Origin of the sequence: Kluyvera genomosp. 1, from assembly GCF_001266615.1 — a bacterium.
GTDB classification, from domain to species: Bacteria; Pseudomonadota; Gammaproteobacteria; order Enterobacterales; family Enterobacteriaceae; genus Kluyvera; species Kluyvera cryocrescens_A.
Genome location: NZ_LGHZ01000053.1, coordinates 1 through 14092, shown reverse-complemented (window position 1 = coordinate 14092; position 14092 = coordinate 1). Strand labels below are relative to the sequence as shown.

At 47.1% G+C, this 14092-nt stretch carries 25 protein-coding genes and 1 pseudogene; 22 read left to right on the top strand and 4 right to left on the bottom strand.

Annotated features, from left to right (window positions below; translation table 11 throughout):
• Nucleotides 1-29 precede the first annotated feature (29 nt).
• Nucleotides 30-344, bottom strand: coding sequence for a CII family transcriptional regulator (locus KP80_RS21440; RefSeq protein ID WP_072129193.1), 315 nt, complete (start codon nucleotides 342-344; stop codon nucleotides 30-32).
• Between the two features lie 130 nt (nucleotides 345-474).
• Nucleotides 475-672 carry a Cro/CI family transcriptional regulator gene (locus tag KP80_RS21435; protein ID WP_052285666.1) on the bottom strand — a complete coding sequence of 66 codons (198 nt, stop codon included), beginning with the start codon at nucleotides 670-672 and terminating at the stop codon, nucleotides 475-477.
• Between the two features lie 107 nt (nucleotides 673-779).
• Here KP80_RS21435 and KP80_RS21430 point away from each other — a divergent pair, with 107 nt between their 5' ends.
• From KP80_RS21430 to KP80_RS21335, 22 genes and pseudogenes are all read left to right on the top strand, one after another.
• Complete coding sequence (locus KP80_RS21430) at nucleotides 780-1595, top strand: LexA family protein (protein ID WP_052285665.1); 816 nt, start codon at nucleotides 780-782, stop codon at nucleotides 1593-1595.
• A 357-nt stretch (nucleotides 1596-1952) separates the two neighbouring features.
• Nucleotides 1953-2315 carry an antitermination protein gene (locus KP80_RS22785; protein WP_072129192.1) on the top strand — a complete coding sequence of 121 codons (363 nt, stop codon included), beginning with the start codon at nucleotides 1953-1955 and terminating at the stop codon, nucleotides 2313-2315.
• Nucleotides 2316-2382: 67 nt separating this feature from the next.
• Nucleotides 2383-2585 (top strand): annotated as a pseudogene (locus KP80_RS21420) (antirestriction Ral family protein).
• Nucleotides 2586-2621: 36 nt separating this feature from the next.
• On the top strand, nucleotides 2622-2897 hold the full coding sequence (locus tag KP80_RS21415; protein ID WP_052285663.1) for a hypothetical protein: 276 nt from the start codon (nucleotides 2622-2624) through the stop codon (nucleotides 2895-2897).
• Nucleotides 2898-3055: 158 nt separating this feature from the next.
• Nucleotides 3056-3292: a hypothetical protein gene (locus KP80_RS21410; RefSeq protein ID WP_052285662.1), complete on the top strand. Its 237-nt coding sequence runs from the start codon at nucleotides 3056-3058 to the stop codon at nucleotides 3290-3292.
• Nucleotides 3289-3456 (top strand): host cell division inhibitory peptide Kil, encoded by a 168-nt coding sequence (locus KP80_RS21405; RefSeq protein WP_052285661.1) that lies wholly within the window; start codon nucleotides 3289-3291, stop codon nucleotides 3454-3456. The genes KP80_RS21410 and KP80_RS21405 overlap by 4 nt, the downstream gene beginning before the upstream one ends.
• Entirely contained in the window at nucleotides 3443-3658 is a 216-nt protein-coding gene (locus KP80_RS22780) for a DUF551 domain-containing protein (protein ID WP_197276176.1), read from the top strand. The genes KP80_RS21405 and KP80_RS22780 overlap by 14 nt, the downstream gene beginning before the upstream one ends.
• 75 nt (nucleotides 3659-3733) lie before the next feature.
• Nucleotides 3734-4729 carry a hypothetical protein gene (locus KP80_RS21400; RefSeq protein ID WP_052285660.1) on the top strand — a complete coding sequence of 332 codons (996 nt, stop codon included), beginning with the start codon at nucleotides 3734-3736 and terminating at the stop codon, nucleotides 4727-4729.
• A 7-nt stretch (nucleotides 4730-4736) separates the two neighbouring features.
• Entirely contained in the window at nucleotides 4737-4907 is a 171-nt protein-coding gene (locus KP80_RS23240) for a hypothetical protein (RefSeq protein WP_197276175.1), read from the top strand.
• A gap of 8 nt (nucleotides 4908-4915) precedes the next feature.
• The gene (locus tag KP80_RS21395; RefSeq protein WP_052285659.1) at nucleotides 4916-5545 is read left to right on the top strand and encodes an ERF family protein; all 630 of its coding nucleotides are present in this window, start codon (nucleotides 4916-4918) and stop codon (nucleotides 5543-5545) included.
• A complete protein-coding gene (locus KP80_RS21390; protein ID WP_231625947.1) occupies nucleotides 5542-6012 on the top strand; it encodes a single-stranded DNA-binding protein in 471 nt (156 codons plus the stop codon). Before KP80_RS21395 ends, KP80_RS21390 begins: the two co-directional genes overlap by 4 nt.
• Before the next feature lie 8 nt (nucleotides 6013-6020).
• On the top strand, nucleotides 6021-6569 hold the full coding sequence (locus KP80_RS21385) for a 3'-5' exonuclease (RefSeq protein ID WP_052285657.1): 549 nt from the start codon (nucleotides 6021-6023) through the stop codon (nucleotides 6567-6569).
• An 18-nt stretch (nucleotides 6570-6587) separates the two neighbouring features.
• On the top strand, nucleotides 6588-6881 hold the full coding sequence (locus KP80_RS21380) for a hypothetical protein (protein ID WP_052285656.1): 294 nt from the start codon (nucleotides 6588-6590) through the stop codon (nucleotides 6879-6881).
• A gap of 86 nt (nucleotides 6882-6967) precedes the next feature.
• The gene (locus KP80_RS21375) at nucleotides 6968-7315 is read left to right on the top strand and encodes a hypothetical protein (RefSeq protein WP_052285655.1); all 348 of its coding nucleotides are present in this window, start codon (nucleotides 6968-6970) and stop codon (nucleotides 7313-7315) included.
• A gap of 2 nt (nucleotides 7316-7317) precedes the next feature.
• A complete protein-coding gene (locus tag KP80_RS21370) occupies nucleotides 7318-7527 on the top strand; it encodes a TraR/DksA family transcriptional regulator (RefSeq protein ID WP_052285654.1) in 210 nt (69 codons plus the stop codon).
• A complete protein-coding gene (locus KP80_RS23165; protein WP_156315711.1) occupies nucleotides 7527-7667 on the top strand; it encodes a hypothetical protein in 141 nt (46 codons plus the stop codon). The genes KP80_RS21370 and KP80_RS23165 overlap by 1 nt, the downstream gene beginning before the upstream one ends.
• On the top strand, nucleotides 7667-8041 hold the full coding sequence (locus KP80_RS21365) for a phage protein NinX family protein (protein WP_052285653.1): 375 nt from the start codon (nucleotides 7667-7669) through the stop codon (nucleotides 8039-8041). The genes KP80_RS23165 and KP80_RS21365 overlap by 1 nt, the downstream gene beginning before the upstream one ends.
• Nucleotides 8019-8273, top strand: a complete 255-nt coding sequence (locus KP80_RS21360; protein WP_052285652.1) for a DUF4222 domain-containing protein — start codon at nucleotides 8019-8021, stop codon at nucleotides 8271-8273. Before KP80_RS21365 ends, KP80_RS21360 begins: the two co-directional genes overlap by 23 nt.
• The gene (locus tag KP80_RS21355) at nucleotides 8264-8455 is read left to right on the top strand and encodes a hypothetical protein (protein WP_052285651.1); all 192 of its coding nucleotides are present in this window, start codon (nucleotides 8264-8266) and stop codon (nucleotides 8453-8455) included. Before KP80_RS21360 ends, KP80_RS21355 begins: the two co-directional genes overlap by 10 nt.
• 837 nt (nucleotides 8456-9292) lie before the next feature.
• Nucleotides 9293-10201 carry a diguanylate cyclase gene (locus tag KP80_RS21345; RefSeq protein ID WP_052285649.1) on the top strand — a complete coding sequence of 303 codons (909 nt, stop codon included), beginning with the start codon at nucleotides 9293-9295 and terminating at the stop codon, nucleotides 10199-10201.
• Between the two features lie 104 nt (nucleotides 10202-10305).
• On the top strand, nucleotides 10306-12087 hold the full coding sequence (locus tag KP80_RS21340) for an EAL domain-containing protein (RefSeq protein ID WP_052285648.1): 1782 nt from the start codon (nucleotides 10306-10308) through the stop codon (nucleotides 12085-12087).
• A gap of 239 nt (nucleotides 12088-12326) precedes the next feature.
• Nucleotides 12327-12866: a DUF2058 domain-containing protein gene (locus KP80_RS21335; RefSeq protein ID WP_052285647.1), complete on the top strand. Its 540-nt coding sequence runs from the start codon at nucleotides 12327-12329 to the stop codon at nucleotides 12864-12866.
• A gap of 28 nt (nucleotides 12867-12894) precedes the next feature.
• Here the strand turns inward: KP80_RS21335 and KP80_RS21330 are convergent, their stop codons facing one another.
• A complete protein-coding gene (locus KP80_RS21330) occupies nucleotides 12895-13527 on the bottom strand; it encodes a hypothetical protein (protein ID WP_052285723.1) in 633 nt (210 codons plus the stop codon).
• A 201-nt stretch (nucleotides 13528-13728) separates the two neighbouring features.
• The gene (locus KP80_RS21325) at nucleotides 13729-14016 is read right to left on the bottom strand and encodes a hypothetical protein (RefSeq protein WP_156315710.1); all 288 of its coding nucleotides are present in this window, start codon (nucleotides 14014-14016) and stop codon (nucleotides 13729-13731) included.
• Nucleotides 14017-14092: the final 76 nt, after the last annotated feature.

Sequence of the window (14092 nt, the reverse complement as noted above, 5' to 3'; positions counted from 1 at the left end):
TACTCCTGTGAATTGATCCAGTTATTCGGCTAGAATTTCATGGTGATTTGATCTGAACGCTCCGCTCCAACGGGGCGTTTTTTCTTTCCTAATCCCCTCTCCTCCAGTAAGTCAGCAAGACCAACCACAACACGTGAAATGTCGTCGTCAGTAATCGCGTAACCAATGAATTCAAGAAGAGCAGCCATGCGCGGGATGTAGTGTTTCTTCCACTGCGTAACCGATGATTTGTTTACGCCAAGATGATCAGCTACCTGAGTGGTTCCGAGAATGGCGATGCGGTTTAGAATCCAGCTCTCAATTTTTCGAGCGCTGGCCTTGTTGCGTGTTGTTAAGTCTTCCATTAGGTAGAATTCCTTTGTGTTGAAATAGTTAAAAGGCCATGCGCAGACACGCATAGCCATAAAGACTTGGTTTTGTTTGGAGTTAGCTTTTCAGCTACGTAGGCCGGGAGGCCATTGTGAAGGGTGTTGCTTACGCTGATTCGTGCTTTCCGCTAGGGAATGGTCTTACTTCTTCGGCTTCTACCTTCCCTGTTGGGGAGGTGATCACATAGATGTTTCGACTTACCCGCAGTGCTTTGCTAATTGCAGTTTGATGAACACCAATGACATTCGCTGCCTTTGCCTGCCCATTTACCTTAACGAACTCAGCTAGAGTTACTTTTTCCATCGCTGGACTCCAGTTGACTGCCAATGCAATAACAATACTACAAGTATTAAAAATAGCAATACCTTTAGTATTTTGATTTTAATAACCTGGGTATTAGAATTAACATCATGGAAAAGAAAAAATCACTTTCTACTGAACAATTGAATGATGCTAAGCGCCTTAAGGCTATCTATGAAGCCAAGAAAAAGGAGCTTAGGATCAGCCAGCAAGATATAGCGGACTCTCTCGGCATAAGTCAGGGAGCTGTAGGCCATTATCTAAATGGAAGAAACCCTCTAAATCTAAAAGTCGCGGGTGTTTTTGCCAAGATTCTTGGTGTAAGCATTGAGGAATTCAGCCCGACCCTGGCTAAGCAAGTGTCGGTGTTGTGGTTTAACCCATTAACATGGGGGACCGGCATGGGCTCCGCTCCTGCTGAGCCTGAAGGAACGAACTCACCACCTGGTAACGTTCAATTAATATTTGATAGAAAATCACTTTCAGAGCCAAACGTAGACTTCTCCTCATATCATAAATCTAGTCCATCCTACCCTCTAATTAGTTGGGTTAGCGCTGGTGAGTGGCAAGAGGCATGCGAGCCTTATGAGATGCATGAAATAGATGAGTGGTATGAAAGCAATGCTCATGTAGAAGGCCCTGCATTTTGGCTTAAGGTTAAAGGGGACTCTATGACTTCGCCTGTGGGATTAAGCATCCCTGAAGGAATGATGATCCTAGTTGATACAGGCAAATCCCCTGAGAACGGCAATCTTGTTGTTGCCAAGCTTGTTGATGCGAATGAAGCCACTTTTAAAAAGTACGTCATCGATGAGGGGATGGGGAACAAGTATCTTCAGCCACTAAACCCAATGCATAGCCGAGTTAAAATTAACGGAAATTGCAAAATTATTGGCGTCGCAGTCCAAATGATGATGAATCTGTAACCCTCAAACTCCCCCTTATTTAAAAATAAATACTATGCGTATTCATATGCTTAGTATTTTCACTTCCATTATTAATACTTTTAGTATTGACCACTGACAATACCGGTAGTATTGTTAATTCCATCAACAGGACGCACCACTCACCAGGACGGTGAACATACAACGATTCAGTGATGAATCTACGCGGCTGAAAAGCCGAACCAACCAAACAATGTGCTTTGGGGTGTGGTGAGTCAGAAATGACTACTGCGGTATATGGGTTGCAGCGGACTCGAAAGGTTGACTGCATGACACGTTCGATTCGTGTAGCCGTAGGAGTGCACACACCACACCACCAAAGTTCATTAGGAGGTCACTATGTCCCGCAGAACATCTTTCAATGGTTCAGCTTCAGGTCGTCGCCGTGAGCGCCGTGCAGCTCTCCAGAGCGAATTAACAAAGAGCACCGACACATTGCATCGCCCTACTCTTAGCCGCGCTCAGAAACAGGCTCAGGGAAAGCACAGCACGCCTTCAAGCATCGAAGAGGCGACAGTTATCAAGTTCGTTGCTCAGGATGCTGTGTGGCAGCAGCAGGAATACAAGCGCCAGATTGAGCGAATGGCTGTTGTTTGTGCTCATGAGTTTGGTCATGCCCCGATGGAGTCCGGGATGTGTCTGCCAGATGTTGCGATTTACGCTGCCGGTCACCGCCGGAGCAAACAGGTAACTGCGAGATAAGTGAGGTGAGATGTGGAAGATGAATTTGACGAGCATCCAGACGACGACATGAGTCGTTATCAGGATTATCCGTATGACCATTGATACCAACCAATGGTGCAGCCAGTTCATTAGGTGCAAGGGATGCAAACTGGATGCTGAATGCATGGTTAAGCCGGAAGAAATGTCTCTTGTCATCGAAAATGGCAAATACGTTGACCGGTGGGCAATCAGACCACGGCAATGATTGCCAGAGAGCTCGAGGCTCAGAAACAACAGGCTGCCAACTAGGCGGCCTTTTTATTGGTAACTACAGAGGGTAAGAGGATGAAAACTGAGCTTGGAATCAAAGTCGATATCGACGTTAAGCGCATTAAAACATGCATCAAAGTATGCGACAGATTCACAGCGGACGTTATCGATGCTGATGGGGTAAAGATACGCAGCATTGAGGATGAATATGTTCCTGATTGCTTTCCCGGGCAGCACTACGGCGATTATCTGGAATTGGATATCGACATCGAAACCGGGCAAATCCTCAACTGGGAAAAGCCAACTCAGGCTGAGCTAAGCCAGCTTATTGGTGAAGGTGAAGAAGACTGACCCGCTCTGGCGGGTTTTTTATTACCTCATACCTGGAAGTGTTCACTGAGCGCTTCGAGTTATGACACACGGCGGCTATCCACCGCTAATGAAACAATGTGCGCACTAGATGCGCGAGAGTTCACGTTCAGCGGCGCGGCTTAAGCGCGGAGATGATTATGAGCAACAAAGAATACGAACATGCTTTTCCTACTATCGATGATAACTACGACCCAAAATACTCCGGCCCTGGAATGACGCTGCGTGACTACTTTGCAGCCAAAGCAATGCAGGGAGTTTTTGCTTCTGGTGCGGAAATTTCTTTAGGGCCATCACGTGTAGAAGAAATGGAAGGAATGGCGAAAACATTCTATCTCATGGCAGACGCAATGCTCCGCACCCGGGAGGCTTCATGATTAATCACAACATGCTTCGCGCAGCTCAGAACAAAGCTCTTATCGCCAGGTTTATAGGGGATTCTGCGATGTGGATGGAAGCCAACGAAGAGATGAAGAAAGCGGCTGGTATGCCGTGGTATCGCGGGAATGTGGCGGGAGGTGCTCAGTATGGAATGGATTAAGTGTAGTGAGAGAGTTCCTGATAATGAAAGTGATGTTCTGTGTTTCGGTCAATATGGAGATAACGACATTGATGATGAGCGTTATCAATTTATGGGATGGTTTTCAAATAGGGGCATTTGGAGAGTTAGTGACGGCGATAGTCAAAACAGAAGATCCAGAGTAACCCACTGGCAACCACTCCCCGAACCACCAACAGAATAACCAATCTCCCCTATTCACTTTCTCTGGCAGTCATTCAGATGCCGGGCAGCGCTTACACACAATTCAGGAGAACTCATGAGCGAGTTGACCGTTATCGAAATCCAACCAGGCCAGGCTCCAGCACTCTACGTTCCAAACGGACTTGATGCTTATCTCGAACAAATCCGCGATGCCGTGAATGAGGTTCCAGACCTCAGCACAAAGAAAGGCCGTGACCGAGTCGCATCTCTGGCGGCTTCTGTATCACGCAGCAAGACAGCGATTGAAAAACCTGGCCGTGAGTATCTCAAGCGGCTGAAAGAGGCTGTGCGCCCTGCTGAGGCTGAGATTAAGCGCTTCGTTGATGCATGCGATGCTCTGCGCGATGCAACTCGCTTACCACTCACAGAATGGGAAGCCGAGCAGGAACGCATTGCAGCAGAGAAAGCCGCAGAAGAAGAGCGTCTACGTATTGAAGCTGAGGAAAAGGCAGCAGCAGAAGCCCTGAAAAAGCAGCGTGAGTTAGACCATGAAATGGCTCTGCTGATGAATGACGCATTCGATAGGGAAGCGAAAGCAAAAGCTGAAGAAGCCGAACGCCAGCGCATTGCTCACGAAGAAGAGCTGAAGCGTCAGGCAGCGGAGAAAGCCAGACGCGAAGCGGAAGATAAAGCAGCGGCTGAACTGGCGGCAGCGAAGAAGCGAGAAGAAGATGCGATCGCTGCAAAGGCACAGGCCGAATTGCTGGCTAAGCAAGCACAGGAACAAGCAGAGCAGGAAGCTAAAGAAGCGCAGGAACGTACCGCAAAACTGGCGCAGGAAGCCCGTGAACAAGCTGAGCGTGAAAAACAGGAAGCTATTGCAGCAGAGCAGCGCAAAGCTCAGGAAAAGGAAGCGGCACGGCTTGCGGAGGAACAGCGCATCGCTGATGAAAAGGCAAAGCGTGAAGCTGACGTTAAGCACCGTAAAGCAATCGGCACCGACATTGTGAACGCGCTAATCGCAAATACCAGCATCTCACGCGAACAGGCTATCGAAGTGTTAACCGCGATGATGAATGGCCTGGTACCACATACCAATATTAATTACTGAGGTGTCTATGTCGCTCGCCACAACAGTGGAAGAAAGCAAAAAACAACGTCGTCACTTCACTCTATCCGCTCTTGCAGCGCGAGCTATTGGCAACCGCAAACTGATGAATGCAGAGCTTAACCTGGCGCGGATTGAGGTGATGAATCAACGATATTTCCTCGGGTCATGCCCGTTCTGAGGTGAAGCATGGAACAGAAAAAGGTTTATGCGGCAATCAGCGCCGTGGCCAAGGAGATGGCGGCAACTGGCATCAGTAAAGACCGCCGTAACCAACAACAAGGATTTAACTTCCGCGGCATTGACCAGGTTTATAACGCATTGGCTCCAGCCTTGGTTAATCATGGGCTACTGATTCTTCCACGTATGACAGAGCGAACTGCTACCGAACGAATCAACAAGAACGGTACGGCGCTTTTCTATGTCGTCGTTAAGGCTGAGTTCGATTTCGTCAGCACTGAAGACGGAAGCGTACACACCGTCACTAATTATGGCGAAGCGATGGACAGCGGCGACAAGGCAACAAACAAAGCCATGTCGATCGCCTACAAGTACGCAGCTTTCCAGGCCTTCTGCATTCCGACGGAAGAGACAGCGATTGACGCAGATGCTGAGGTTCACCAGGTATTGCCACAGGTTGCAGAGGATGCGCTCAAAGAGTTCGCAGATAAGGCAGCGCTTAGTGAGTCGATTGATGAACTGAAAACAGCATACAAAGAAGTATGGCCTAAGTTGAGCGGTTCAAAAACCCACGAAGAGCGCTGCACCGAAACCTACCGTACCCGCGGCAAAGAACTTCAAACACAACAGGCGGCATGATGGCAATTAACGTAATAACAGTATCTGGCAATGTTGGGAAAGACGCGGTTCTCCGCGTCACTCCGAACGGCAAGCATATTAGCTCATTCTCTATCCCAGCAAAGACTGGGTTTGGCGAGAACGAGAAAACATCCTGGCTTAACTGCAAGATGTTTGGAGCAATGGCTGAAAAGCTATCCACGGCGATCGTGAAAGGCGCGAAGGTAACAGTCTCAGGTGAGTTTGTTATTGAAGAATGGACGCGAAAGGATGGCTCTCAGGCGCAGACGCCTACCATTCTGGTGCGGGACATTGACTTGCCTCCTCGTGGAGTTTCTGGAAGCGACCAACCACGACAGCCTCAATCGCGACCACAAGGCCAGTCAGCGTCATCCAAGCACAGCGAACCGCCGATGGACTTTGATGACGATATTCCGTTTGCACCGGTAACACTTCCCTTCCCTCGTCACTCTATTCACGCAATTTAAGGAATCACATGAACCACCTAATGGTTGACCTTGAAACAATGGGCAACGGGCCTTACGCACCTGTCATTTCAATTGGCGCTGTTTTCTTCGACCCAAAAACTGGAGAGGTTGGTGAGGGGTTTTCGGCTAACGTATCGCTTGAATCGTCCATGCGGTACCGCGCACGACCTGACGCTTCAACAATCATTTGGTGGATGCAGCAAGGGGAAGATGCTCGCAAGTCACTTCTTACTGAAACGTTCGCCCTGAATGATGCGCTGGATAATTTCTCTGAATTCATCGCAGAAAATACCAATCAGAAATACGTGCAGGTGTGGGGAAATGGCGCTTCATTCGATTGCGTCATCCTTCGAAATAGCTATGCCCTTACCGGTCAGGACGCTCCATGGCAGTGGTGGAATGACCGCGATGTGCGAACCGTGGTTGAGCTAGGTAAAGCGATCGGCTTCGACCCTAAGCGCGACATGCCATTCGAAGGAACCCGCCACAACGCGCTTGATGATGCCATTCATCAGGCCAAGTACGTTTCAGCCATCTGGCAAAAACTAACCAAATAACAACCTCTGGAGCTTGTCATGATTTCACCTGAGCAGTTACTCGCTGCTTTACGGCGGGATAGTCGCACGCATATCACCGCGATGTGGCGCTGGCTGGATGATACCTCAGGTGCCATTTCAGGCTCCGGGGTATTGAATTGCACGCTGAATGAGTTCGTACCCTACTACGCTGGCTGGGCCCCTTCTCTTGAGTACTCCGAATCAATTATCCCCCTCACCACGGTGAAACTCATTGAGAATTCCCTGACGCGTGAGGATTGGGGGGATCAGCATCTTGGCGGGTGCATTTACCGGTTGAAGGACGTCGCATGACCAAACTATCGCAAATCATCAGGGAGCTTAGGGCTCCTTTTTTATTGCTTACGTTAACTATCAATCAGCAGTTAAGGGAGTGAGATATGGAAGAGAAACGTTTTACGCCGGGTCCGTGGGAGGTTATCGATGATGACCATCATGAGCTCGGAACTGATTCAAGCGTACTGATTGAATCCACATCTCGCGGGATAACCCTGGCGATTGTTGGCCCAGACGATTCGACGACATACACAGAAGACATGATTAATGCTCGACTTATTGCCGCGGCTCCTGAATTGCTGGAAGCCCTGCAATTATCGCTGGTAGCCATGAATGAAATGGGCGACATCCTTAATTTTCACGACATGGCAGATTCAGAAACGGTAGAAAAACTCACCCCAGCATTTGAAATGGCCCGCGCCGCCATCGCCAAAGCACTCGGTAAGGAATAGCTATGGACATCATTGATTCAGCATCAGAAGTAGAAGAGTTACAGCGTAATGCTGCACTGGCTGCGCACAGGATTAACCGGCTTGCAGTATCGGCTATGCGCTGTAGTGATTGTGATGAAGAGTTGCCACAAGCGCGCCGGATTGCTTACCCAGGCTGCACGATGTGTGTTAGTTGCCAGGCGGATGCAGAACGTAGGAATCGGAGGATGTGATGAAATGTGCTTCATGTGGTGATCCAGTCGTTTGGGTGGGGCCGTGGTCGAATCTGACTCATACCGAATGCCAGCAGTGCGGTGCAGTGAATAATCAGGTCGCAGACGATGTGCAATGTGATGAAGAGGAGGATGAGTGATGGATTACAGCAAGATGAGTGACTTTGAGATCAATAAGCGTGTATTTACGGCGCTAAGAGGCACGAAACCTCTGGGTTATCCACATAACGCAGATGGCAGGTCAGTCGGCAATGAATCTAATGGCAATTACACATGGTATGACTACTGCAATCTGCCGGCAGACTCATGGGCGATAATCCAAGAGAACGGAATCTCCATTAACCACTACAACGGCGTGTGGGAGGCATCATTCGAGTGGGATGCACCGGTAGGCGCTTTTGGCACTGACGAAACGGTTACGACATCCACCGAGCACAAGAACCCGTTACGCGCTGCAATGGTGGCGTATTTGATGATGAGAGAGGTGAGCGATGTTCAGGGTAATCCTGCCTAACACCTATTACGTTGACCATCATAATTCTCTCTGCAAAATCCTCCGCACCACCTCCACCACAGTCCACTACCAGAGAAACGGTCATAACTGCATAGCCAGCATGATGCGTTTTCAGCTTGATTTTGAATACGTGGATGGCGCGGAGTTAAAGCAGATATGGGCAGACATCGAAACAACAGAGCATCTTAAGAAGCTACGCGCTATGCGTCATAAGGAGGCCTCATGCGCATAACCATTAACGTTAACTCAACTCTGGATATTGAGAGCGCCATCGCCGCACTGCGTTATTTCATCAAAGAGAAGAAGCCTGATGATGGAACGAGCGATGTGTGGGGTGTTGGCATTACTGGTGGCACCTACTTTGCAGTGGGCGTTAAGCCGAACGGCAATTACACAGTTAAGCAGCAAGAGTAGCGCAACTGATAGCTGATTCACTGAGTCGGCTATTGGGTGCGAAAGCCCACCTCGTGATTCCCTTTGCCGGCCAATGTGCCGGCTTCTTTTTTGCCTGATTGCCAGGTTCGATTCCCAAACCGGAGATGAAACCCATGCGAGAACTACGAGAAGACTCACTCATTGACATGAAGTTCATGATCGAAGATGCTGGTTACACCTCGAAGTATTTCTATTCTCAGATTAACGCAGGAAAACTTCCCAAGCCGATTAAACTCGGACGCACATCACGATGGATGTACGGCGACTACCAGAACTGGAAACGCAGTTACCAATCCCCTCTTAAAAATGCATCATGAATTGCCTTTGTGGGCATATCTGTGGGCATAAATTTCCTCGATTCTATAAATCCTCTTATTTCCCCTGTGGTTATATCTAATTTGTGATGTCTGCAGGGGACACCATTTTCCGGCTTATCCACCTCCATATCTCTTTAAATACACAATACGATCAATTGATCCCCTCGGATTTATCGGTTCTTCTCATCCTTTCCAGAAGACATCAGTGAACCGTACTGAAGAACGCCAGCAATCTCATTACACACGAAGCCCCGTCACCATGGCTTTCACACATGCATCATCAATGATTCCTGTTGTATTAATTAGATAGCGAATAGTCAACGCGGTATCGCAAATAGAAAAAGCAGTCGAATATTATTATATGTCATCCTTATCACTTAAGAATAAGTCATCATTATTTTCTTTACCGATTCTTAAAATGATTATAAGTTATGGCTAATTGCACCCGCAAAATCAAATTCAGGAATTGCTGTAGTTGAATGCTACAACTGGGGATACGATGGAAAATAGCTTTGATAAATTAAAGTTAATTATTGATAGTTTAAACAACGCCATCCTCAGCCATCATGAATGGACCGGCAATATTATAGCCATCAGCCTGTTAAATGACGAATCAATAAAGTTAATTATTGATGCTGACGCCCATAAAAAATGCAAATCCTATGATTTACTGACAAATATAGAGAATGAGAAATTCTTCTCCGAAACAACGCTGTTGAAGCAGATCCAAAGTGCGCATAAAGATATGCATGATAGAGCACGCGATCTTATATTATCGTATCAGAATGAAGAAATAACTAATGAAGTATTAGCTTTATATATACACTCCCAGCAGGAGTTTGTCAGTCGCGTAGAGTCATTAAAGAGTCGGTTATCTACGCTCATCAATACCGCAGATCCCCTGACTGGCCTGCCAACCAGGCCGTCACTGCAGTTACAGATTCGCGATATGACAGAATCTAAAGCGGATAACTTATTTATTGTCATTATAGACTTAGATCACTTTAAAAAAGTCAATGACACCTACGGCCATAATGCGGGTGATGAAGTATTGCGAACCTTTTCATTATCTTTGCAGTCAAAAATAAGATCGACAGAAAAATTATATCGTTACGGCGGCGAGGAATTTGTTATGTTAATCTACGCAGATAACAATGCTTCTGCCGGAAATGCAGGTTCACGCCTTTGTAAAAATATTCGAGATACAAAATATCGTCATAATGACACAATTATAGAAGTCACAGCGACAATTGGCATAGCCAAATACAAGTATGATTTGTCCTTTGAAGATAATCTTGAAATCGCAGACCAGGCTCTTTACTACGGGAAATCAGCAGGCCGAGATCGCTGCATTATTGACGATGGACAGGGTCATTTCATTGACTACTCCACTATCTGCGATCATTAAATGTCACGACGAAAATGTTGCATCTGTAATACGTTCATACCCTAACGACATGTCTAACCTATAAGTACATCTAAAGATTATTTGAAGCGATTAGAGGGATTTTTATGCTCGGGAAAGATAATCCAGGCAGTGGACTCCTGCCAGAAGAAATGGGAACACTTATTCGAAAAGACAGATCTCGTGATGATGTTCTTAGAATGTTCTTACAGTTAACCACCTCCCTGTTCAATATGCCATCGGGTTACATATCGATAGTTGACGACAAAACCCATAATGTCATCGTTTCACATCAAATCTCCATGACCCCCAAGCCGAGGCAGTTTTCGTTCTGCCAGTATGTGGTTGACTCATGCCAACCCGTAATTGTTCCCGATACTCGCCAGGACATGCGTTTTGCTGAGCATCCCATGGTTGTTGGGGTTGCCGGCATTCGGTTTTATGCGGGCATTCCATTAACCTTCAAAAACGGTTCAACAATTGGCTCTTACTGCGTTATTGATACCATTCCTCGCCGACTCACGGATGAGGACCTCGCCTCACTGAATTTTATTGGCAATCTCGTCACCCGATTTATTGAATCCTGGCTTGATGTGGCACAAACGGACCTGAATAGTGGGTTGCCCAACATGCACCAACTCATTGGCGATCTGCAAAATGAGGCCAGTAGTGATGATGCGAGCTACCGTTCATTAATATTAATTGAATGCATTGGCGTAAACCAATCCGATGATATTGCCCGGACGATGGGGATAAATAATCTCAACCGCGTAATTAAAGATATCAGCCTGACACTCGAGAGAAAATTACAGCTAAAGCCATGTGAGAAACTTTACATGCTCTGCGCTGGCCGATTTGCCCTCTACTCTAAAGGTTTGTCGATCATTGAGCGCTGCCATCGCGAGCAGCAGCTGAGAAATCTTCAGGCTCATCTGGCAGATGAGGTCACCATTGATCTCAATATTTGCGTTGGCGAAACGGCAATAGAATGGCCATTTTCCTCAGGGCAGGAAATTCTCAGGCAAGCAGAGAGCGCGCTTTACGCCGCACGCCACAGTCATACTCATCGATGGGGAGTTTATAACCAGGATGATGATGATAAACGTAACAATGATTTTTACCTCCTTTACGACTTAACTGACGCCATCCGCAAAGGTGTCGGCCTATTTTTGGTTTGGCAGCCTAAAGTGACATTACCGGAAGGACGAATTGTTGGGCTGGAAGCCTTAATTCGCTGGCAACACCCAGAGAGAGGAATATTATCCCCAGGTGTATTCTTACCGCTTATTGCAAATACCAGCCTGATGGTTGAACTGACTGACTGGGTTATCGACCATGTCATTGAACAGCAGACTCAATGGACTAAACAGGGGCTCAGATTGCCGGCCTCGGTGAATATTAGCATCCTTGATTTAACGCGCGGGGATTTCACCTATCATCTGGTTGATAAAATAGAGACAGCCGGTATAGAAAGAGACCTGCTGGGAATTGAGTGCCTCGAAACCGAAAAACTACTCGCCAACGGCTGCGTGATTGAAGAGTTAAGGCTACTGCGTCAGGAGGGCATTTCAGTATCTATTGATGATTTCGGTACGGGATACAGTAATCTTAATTATCTATTAAGAATTCCTGCAGATATCGTCAAACTCGATAAGTCACTTGTCGATGATGTGCAATCAGAAGTCTCTCAGCAAATCATCGTGCGCAATGTCATCCGTATCTTAAAAGAGTTGGGATATACCGTTATTGCTGAAGGCATTGAAGATAAAAACACGGCAGAGATTCTGAGTGAATTCGGTTGCGATCAGGCACAGGGATACTTTTTTGCCAAACCGATGACAACCGACAAGCTCGAAGTATGGATTAACACGCATCAGAGGCTGTTTTAACCGTGCGGCCGGCTATTGTGGCCTGAGAAATCGGGTCACAATAGCGAACCTATTGACCGTATTTGTTTAAACAAGTGTGTAAGTCAGCCCTATTAATGGACTACCGCGGTTTCTATCAAGTGCACGCCCTCCATAGATTACAGCCGCGAAGCCGCTTCCCACCACGCCCGCAATCTGGCACAGCCTTCATAGATAAGGTTATAATCTCTGACATTCTTTTATTGGATTTAGACACGATCATGACAAAATTAACCTTACAAGAGCAGATGCTTAAGGCTGGGCTCGTCTCCAGTAAAAAAATGGCGAAAGTACAGCGAACCGCAAAAAAATCACGCGTTCAGGCCCGTGAGGCCAGAGAGGCTGTCGAAGAAAATAAGAAGGCGCAGACGGAACGTGACAAGCTGTTAAGCGAGCAGCAAAAGCAAGCAACCTTGTCAAAAGAGTATAAAGCGCAGATAAAACAGCTTATTGAGATGAACAAAATCATCATTTCCAGAGGCGATATTGGTTTTAACTTTACCGATAATAACGTCATCAAAAAGATCTATGTCGATAAAACCGTTCAGGCTCAATTGATCAGCGGGCGCCTAACCATTGCTCGCTTAACCGCCGAACCAATCGCCGAAAGTGAATATGCAATCATTCCAACGGTCGTTGCCGACAAGATCACTCAGCGCGACGCCAGCTACATTGTGTTAAGTAATGAAATTAGCAAAGAAACGCTGGATGAAGAAGATCCGTACGCCGCGTTCGTCGTTCCTGATGATCTGATGTGGTAAGAAAACCATCCCAAAGGGGCCCGCAAATTTAGCGGGCTTCATATCGATAGACAGGAATAAGCCTTGTTGTCTCGGTGAGATTATCAAAAACGAGGGTTTCCGCCGTCGCAATAATCATTCCTGATTTTCGCAAGCGCTGCACGTCGGCAGCAATTCGTTGAATCCCGAACCAGAATAAGCCATCCAGCGCGGTAACGTGCAGGCCACTTTCCAGCGCAAGTTTTAATCGCTCACGCGGCGCTTTGACCTCTTTCGCTATTTTCTGAAAGGGCGCAGCGGTTATCCCCTCAGGAGCGACACGTTGAATACGGGTTGCGAGGCTGTATTGAAAGGTATCGGGAATCGCACCTAAATCCTCTTTCAGACTATAAACGCAGCCAAATCGCTTACCATTAAAGATAACGCTTTTCTGGTTAAGATGAAGCTCATCACGAATACCCGCAATAAGCTGAGGTGCGCGAGTCAGCATCAACCGAAAGGGCAACTCAAAACTGGTGACATAATCGACATTCAATAACGCAATTCGCAGCCGTTCTTCTGCTCCAGCTTTTGTCTGACGGCATTCGTCGAGTACTTCACGCCATTGGTGGGTAATACGCTCTGACTGAGCAGCTTCTGTAAAACTGTACTTCTCAATTTGATAGTCAATTTTTTCCGCCACCCTAAGCGTCCTTTTTATCATTGTTTCGCGACTGCTGGTTACTTTACCAGCACGCGGGAATAACAGAAAGCGAACGGCTATTACAAATCCATGACGCCTTATCCCTTAATCAACTTTGAAACCAGGTGCCCAAACATAAAAAAGCCCCGCTCATCACGACGGGGCAAAAAGGACCAGGGAACATTTGCTAATGGCAAAGCGTTAGCGAAGGCCTAATACTTCTTTATTCCTTTGCATAATGTATTCTTCGACTGTTGCCAGGCCGTTAATTCGCCCAAAAGCCGCCAGCAAAAATAGCATCGCGGAGCGCTGCAATACCGCTTTATCGTCCGGGTCTGTGAGATTTTGTGCAACACTCCAGGAACTCATAGCCTGAGTGCACAGCGTCTTAACGGAATCGGGAAAATAGTCTGCTTCAACCTCCGTTAACAATGCGCAAAATACGGCGCTTCGTCGATTTTCATCACCGCCATCAAAAATAACGTTCATGATGGCATCCATAATAGCTGTCTCTTATACACATCTGACGCTCCTGTCTCTTATACACATCTGACGCTGCCGACGA

Bases quoted from the DNA above. Each gene is read 5' to 3' on its own strand.
- KP80_RS21440 (WP_072129193.1), bottom strand. From the start codon at position 344: ATGGAAGACTTAACAACACGCAACAAGGCCAGCGCTCGAAAAATTGAG.
- KP80_RS21435 (WP_052285666.1), bottom strand. From the start codon at position 672: ATGGAAAAAGTAACTCTAGCTGAGTTCGTTAAGGTAAATGGGCAGGCA.
- KP80_RS21430 (WP_052285665.1), top strand. From the start codon at position 780: ATGGAAAAGAAAAAATCACTTTCTACTGAACAATTGAATGATGCTAAG.
- KP80_RS22785 (WP_072129192.1), top strand. From the start codon at position 1,953: ATGTCCCGCAGAACATCTTTCAATGGTTCAGCTTCAGGTCGTCGCCGT.
- KP80_RS21415 (WP_052285663.1), top strand. From the start codon at position 2,622: ATGAAAACTGAGCTTGGAATCAAAGTCGATATCGACGTTAAGCGCATT.
- KP80_RS21410 (WP_052285662.1), top strand. From the start codon at position 3,056: ATGAGCAACAAAGAATACGAACATGCTTTTCCTACTATCGATGATAAC.
- KP80_RS21405 (WP_052285661.1), top strand. From the start codon at position 3,289: ATGATTAATCACAACATGCTTCGCGCAGCTCAGAACAAAGCTCTTATC.
- KP80_RS22780 (WP_197276176.1), top strand. From the start codon at position 3,443: ATGGAATGGATTAAGTGTAGTGAGAGAGTTCCTGATAATGAAAGTGAT.
- KP80_RS21400 (WP_052285660.1), top strand. From the start codon at position 3,734: ATGAGCGAGTTGACCGTTATCGAAATCCAACCAGGCCAGGCTCCAGCA.
- KP80_RS23240 (WP_197276175.1), top strand. From the start codon at position 4,737: ATGTCGCTCGCCACAACAGTGGAAGAAAGCAAAAAACAACGTCGTCAC.
- KP80_RS21395 (WP_052285659.1), top strand. From the start codon at position 4,916: ATGGAACAGAAAAAGGTTTATGCGGCAATCAGCGCCGTGGCCAAGGAG.
- KP80_RS21390 (WP_231625947.1), top strand. From the start codon at position 5,542: ATGATGGCAATTAACGTAATAACAGTATCTGGCAATGTTGGGAAAGAC.
- KP80_RS21385 (WP_052285657.1), top strand. From the start codon at position 6,021: ATGAACCACCTAATGGTTGACCTTGAAACAATGGGCAACGGGCCTTAC.
- KP80_RS21380 (WP_052285656.1), top strand. From the start codon at position 6,588: ATGATTTCACCTGAGCAGTTACTCGCTGCTTTACGGCGGGATAGTCGC.
- KP80_RS21375 (WP_052285655.1), top strand. From the start codon at position 6,968: ATGGAAGAGAAACGTTTTACGCCGGGTCCGTGGGAGGTTATCGATGAT.
- KP80_RS21370 (WP_052285654.1), top strand. From the start codon at position 7,318: ATGGACATCATTGATTCAGCATCAGAAGTAGAAGAGTTACAGCGTAAT.
- KP80_RS23165 (WP_156315711.1), top strand. From the start codon at position 7,527: ATGAAATGTGCTTCATGTGGTGATCCAGTCGTTTGGGTGGGGCCGTGG.
- KP80_RS21365 (WP_052285653.1), top strand. From the start codon at position 7,667: ATGGATTACAGCAAGATGAGTGACTTTGAGATCAATAAGCGTGTATTT.
- KP80_RS21360 (WP_052285652.1), top strand. From the start codon at position 8,019: ATGTTCAGGGTAATCCTGCCTAACACCTATTACGTTGACCATCATAAT.
- KP80_RS21355 (WP_052285651.1), top strand. From the start codon at position 8,264: ATGCGCATAACCATTAACGTTAACTCAACTCTGGATATTGAGAGCGCC.
- KP80_RS21345 (WP_052285649.1), top strand. From the start codon at position 9,293: ATGGAAAATAGCTTTGATAAATTAAAGTTAATTATTGATAGTTTAAAC.
- KP80_RS21340 (WP_052285648.1), top strand. From the start codon at position 10,306: ATGCTCGGGAAAGATAATCCAGGCAGTGGACTCCTGCCAGAAGAAATG.
- KP80_RS21335 (WP_052285647.1), top strand. From the start codon at position 12,327: ATGACAAAATTAACCTTACAAGAGCAGATGCTTAAGGCTGGGCTCGTC.
- KP80_RS21325 (WP_156315710.1), bottom strand. From the start codon at position 14,016: ATGAACGTTATTTTTGATGGCGGTGATGAAAATCGACGAAGCGCCGTA.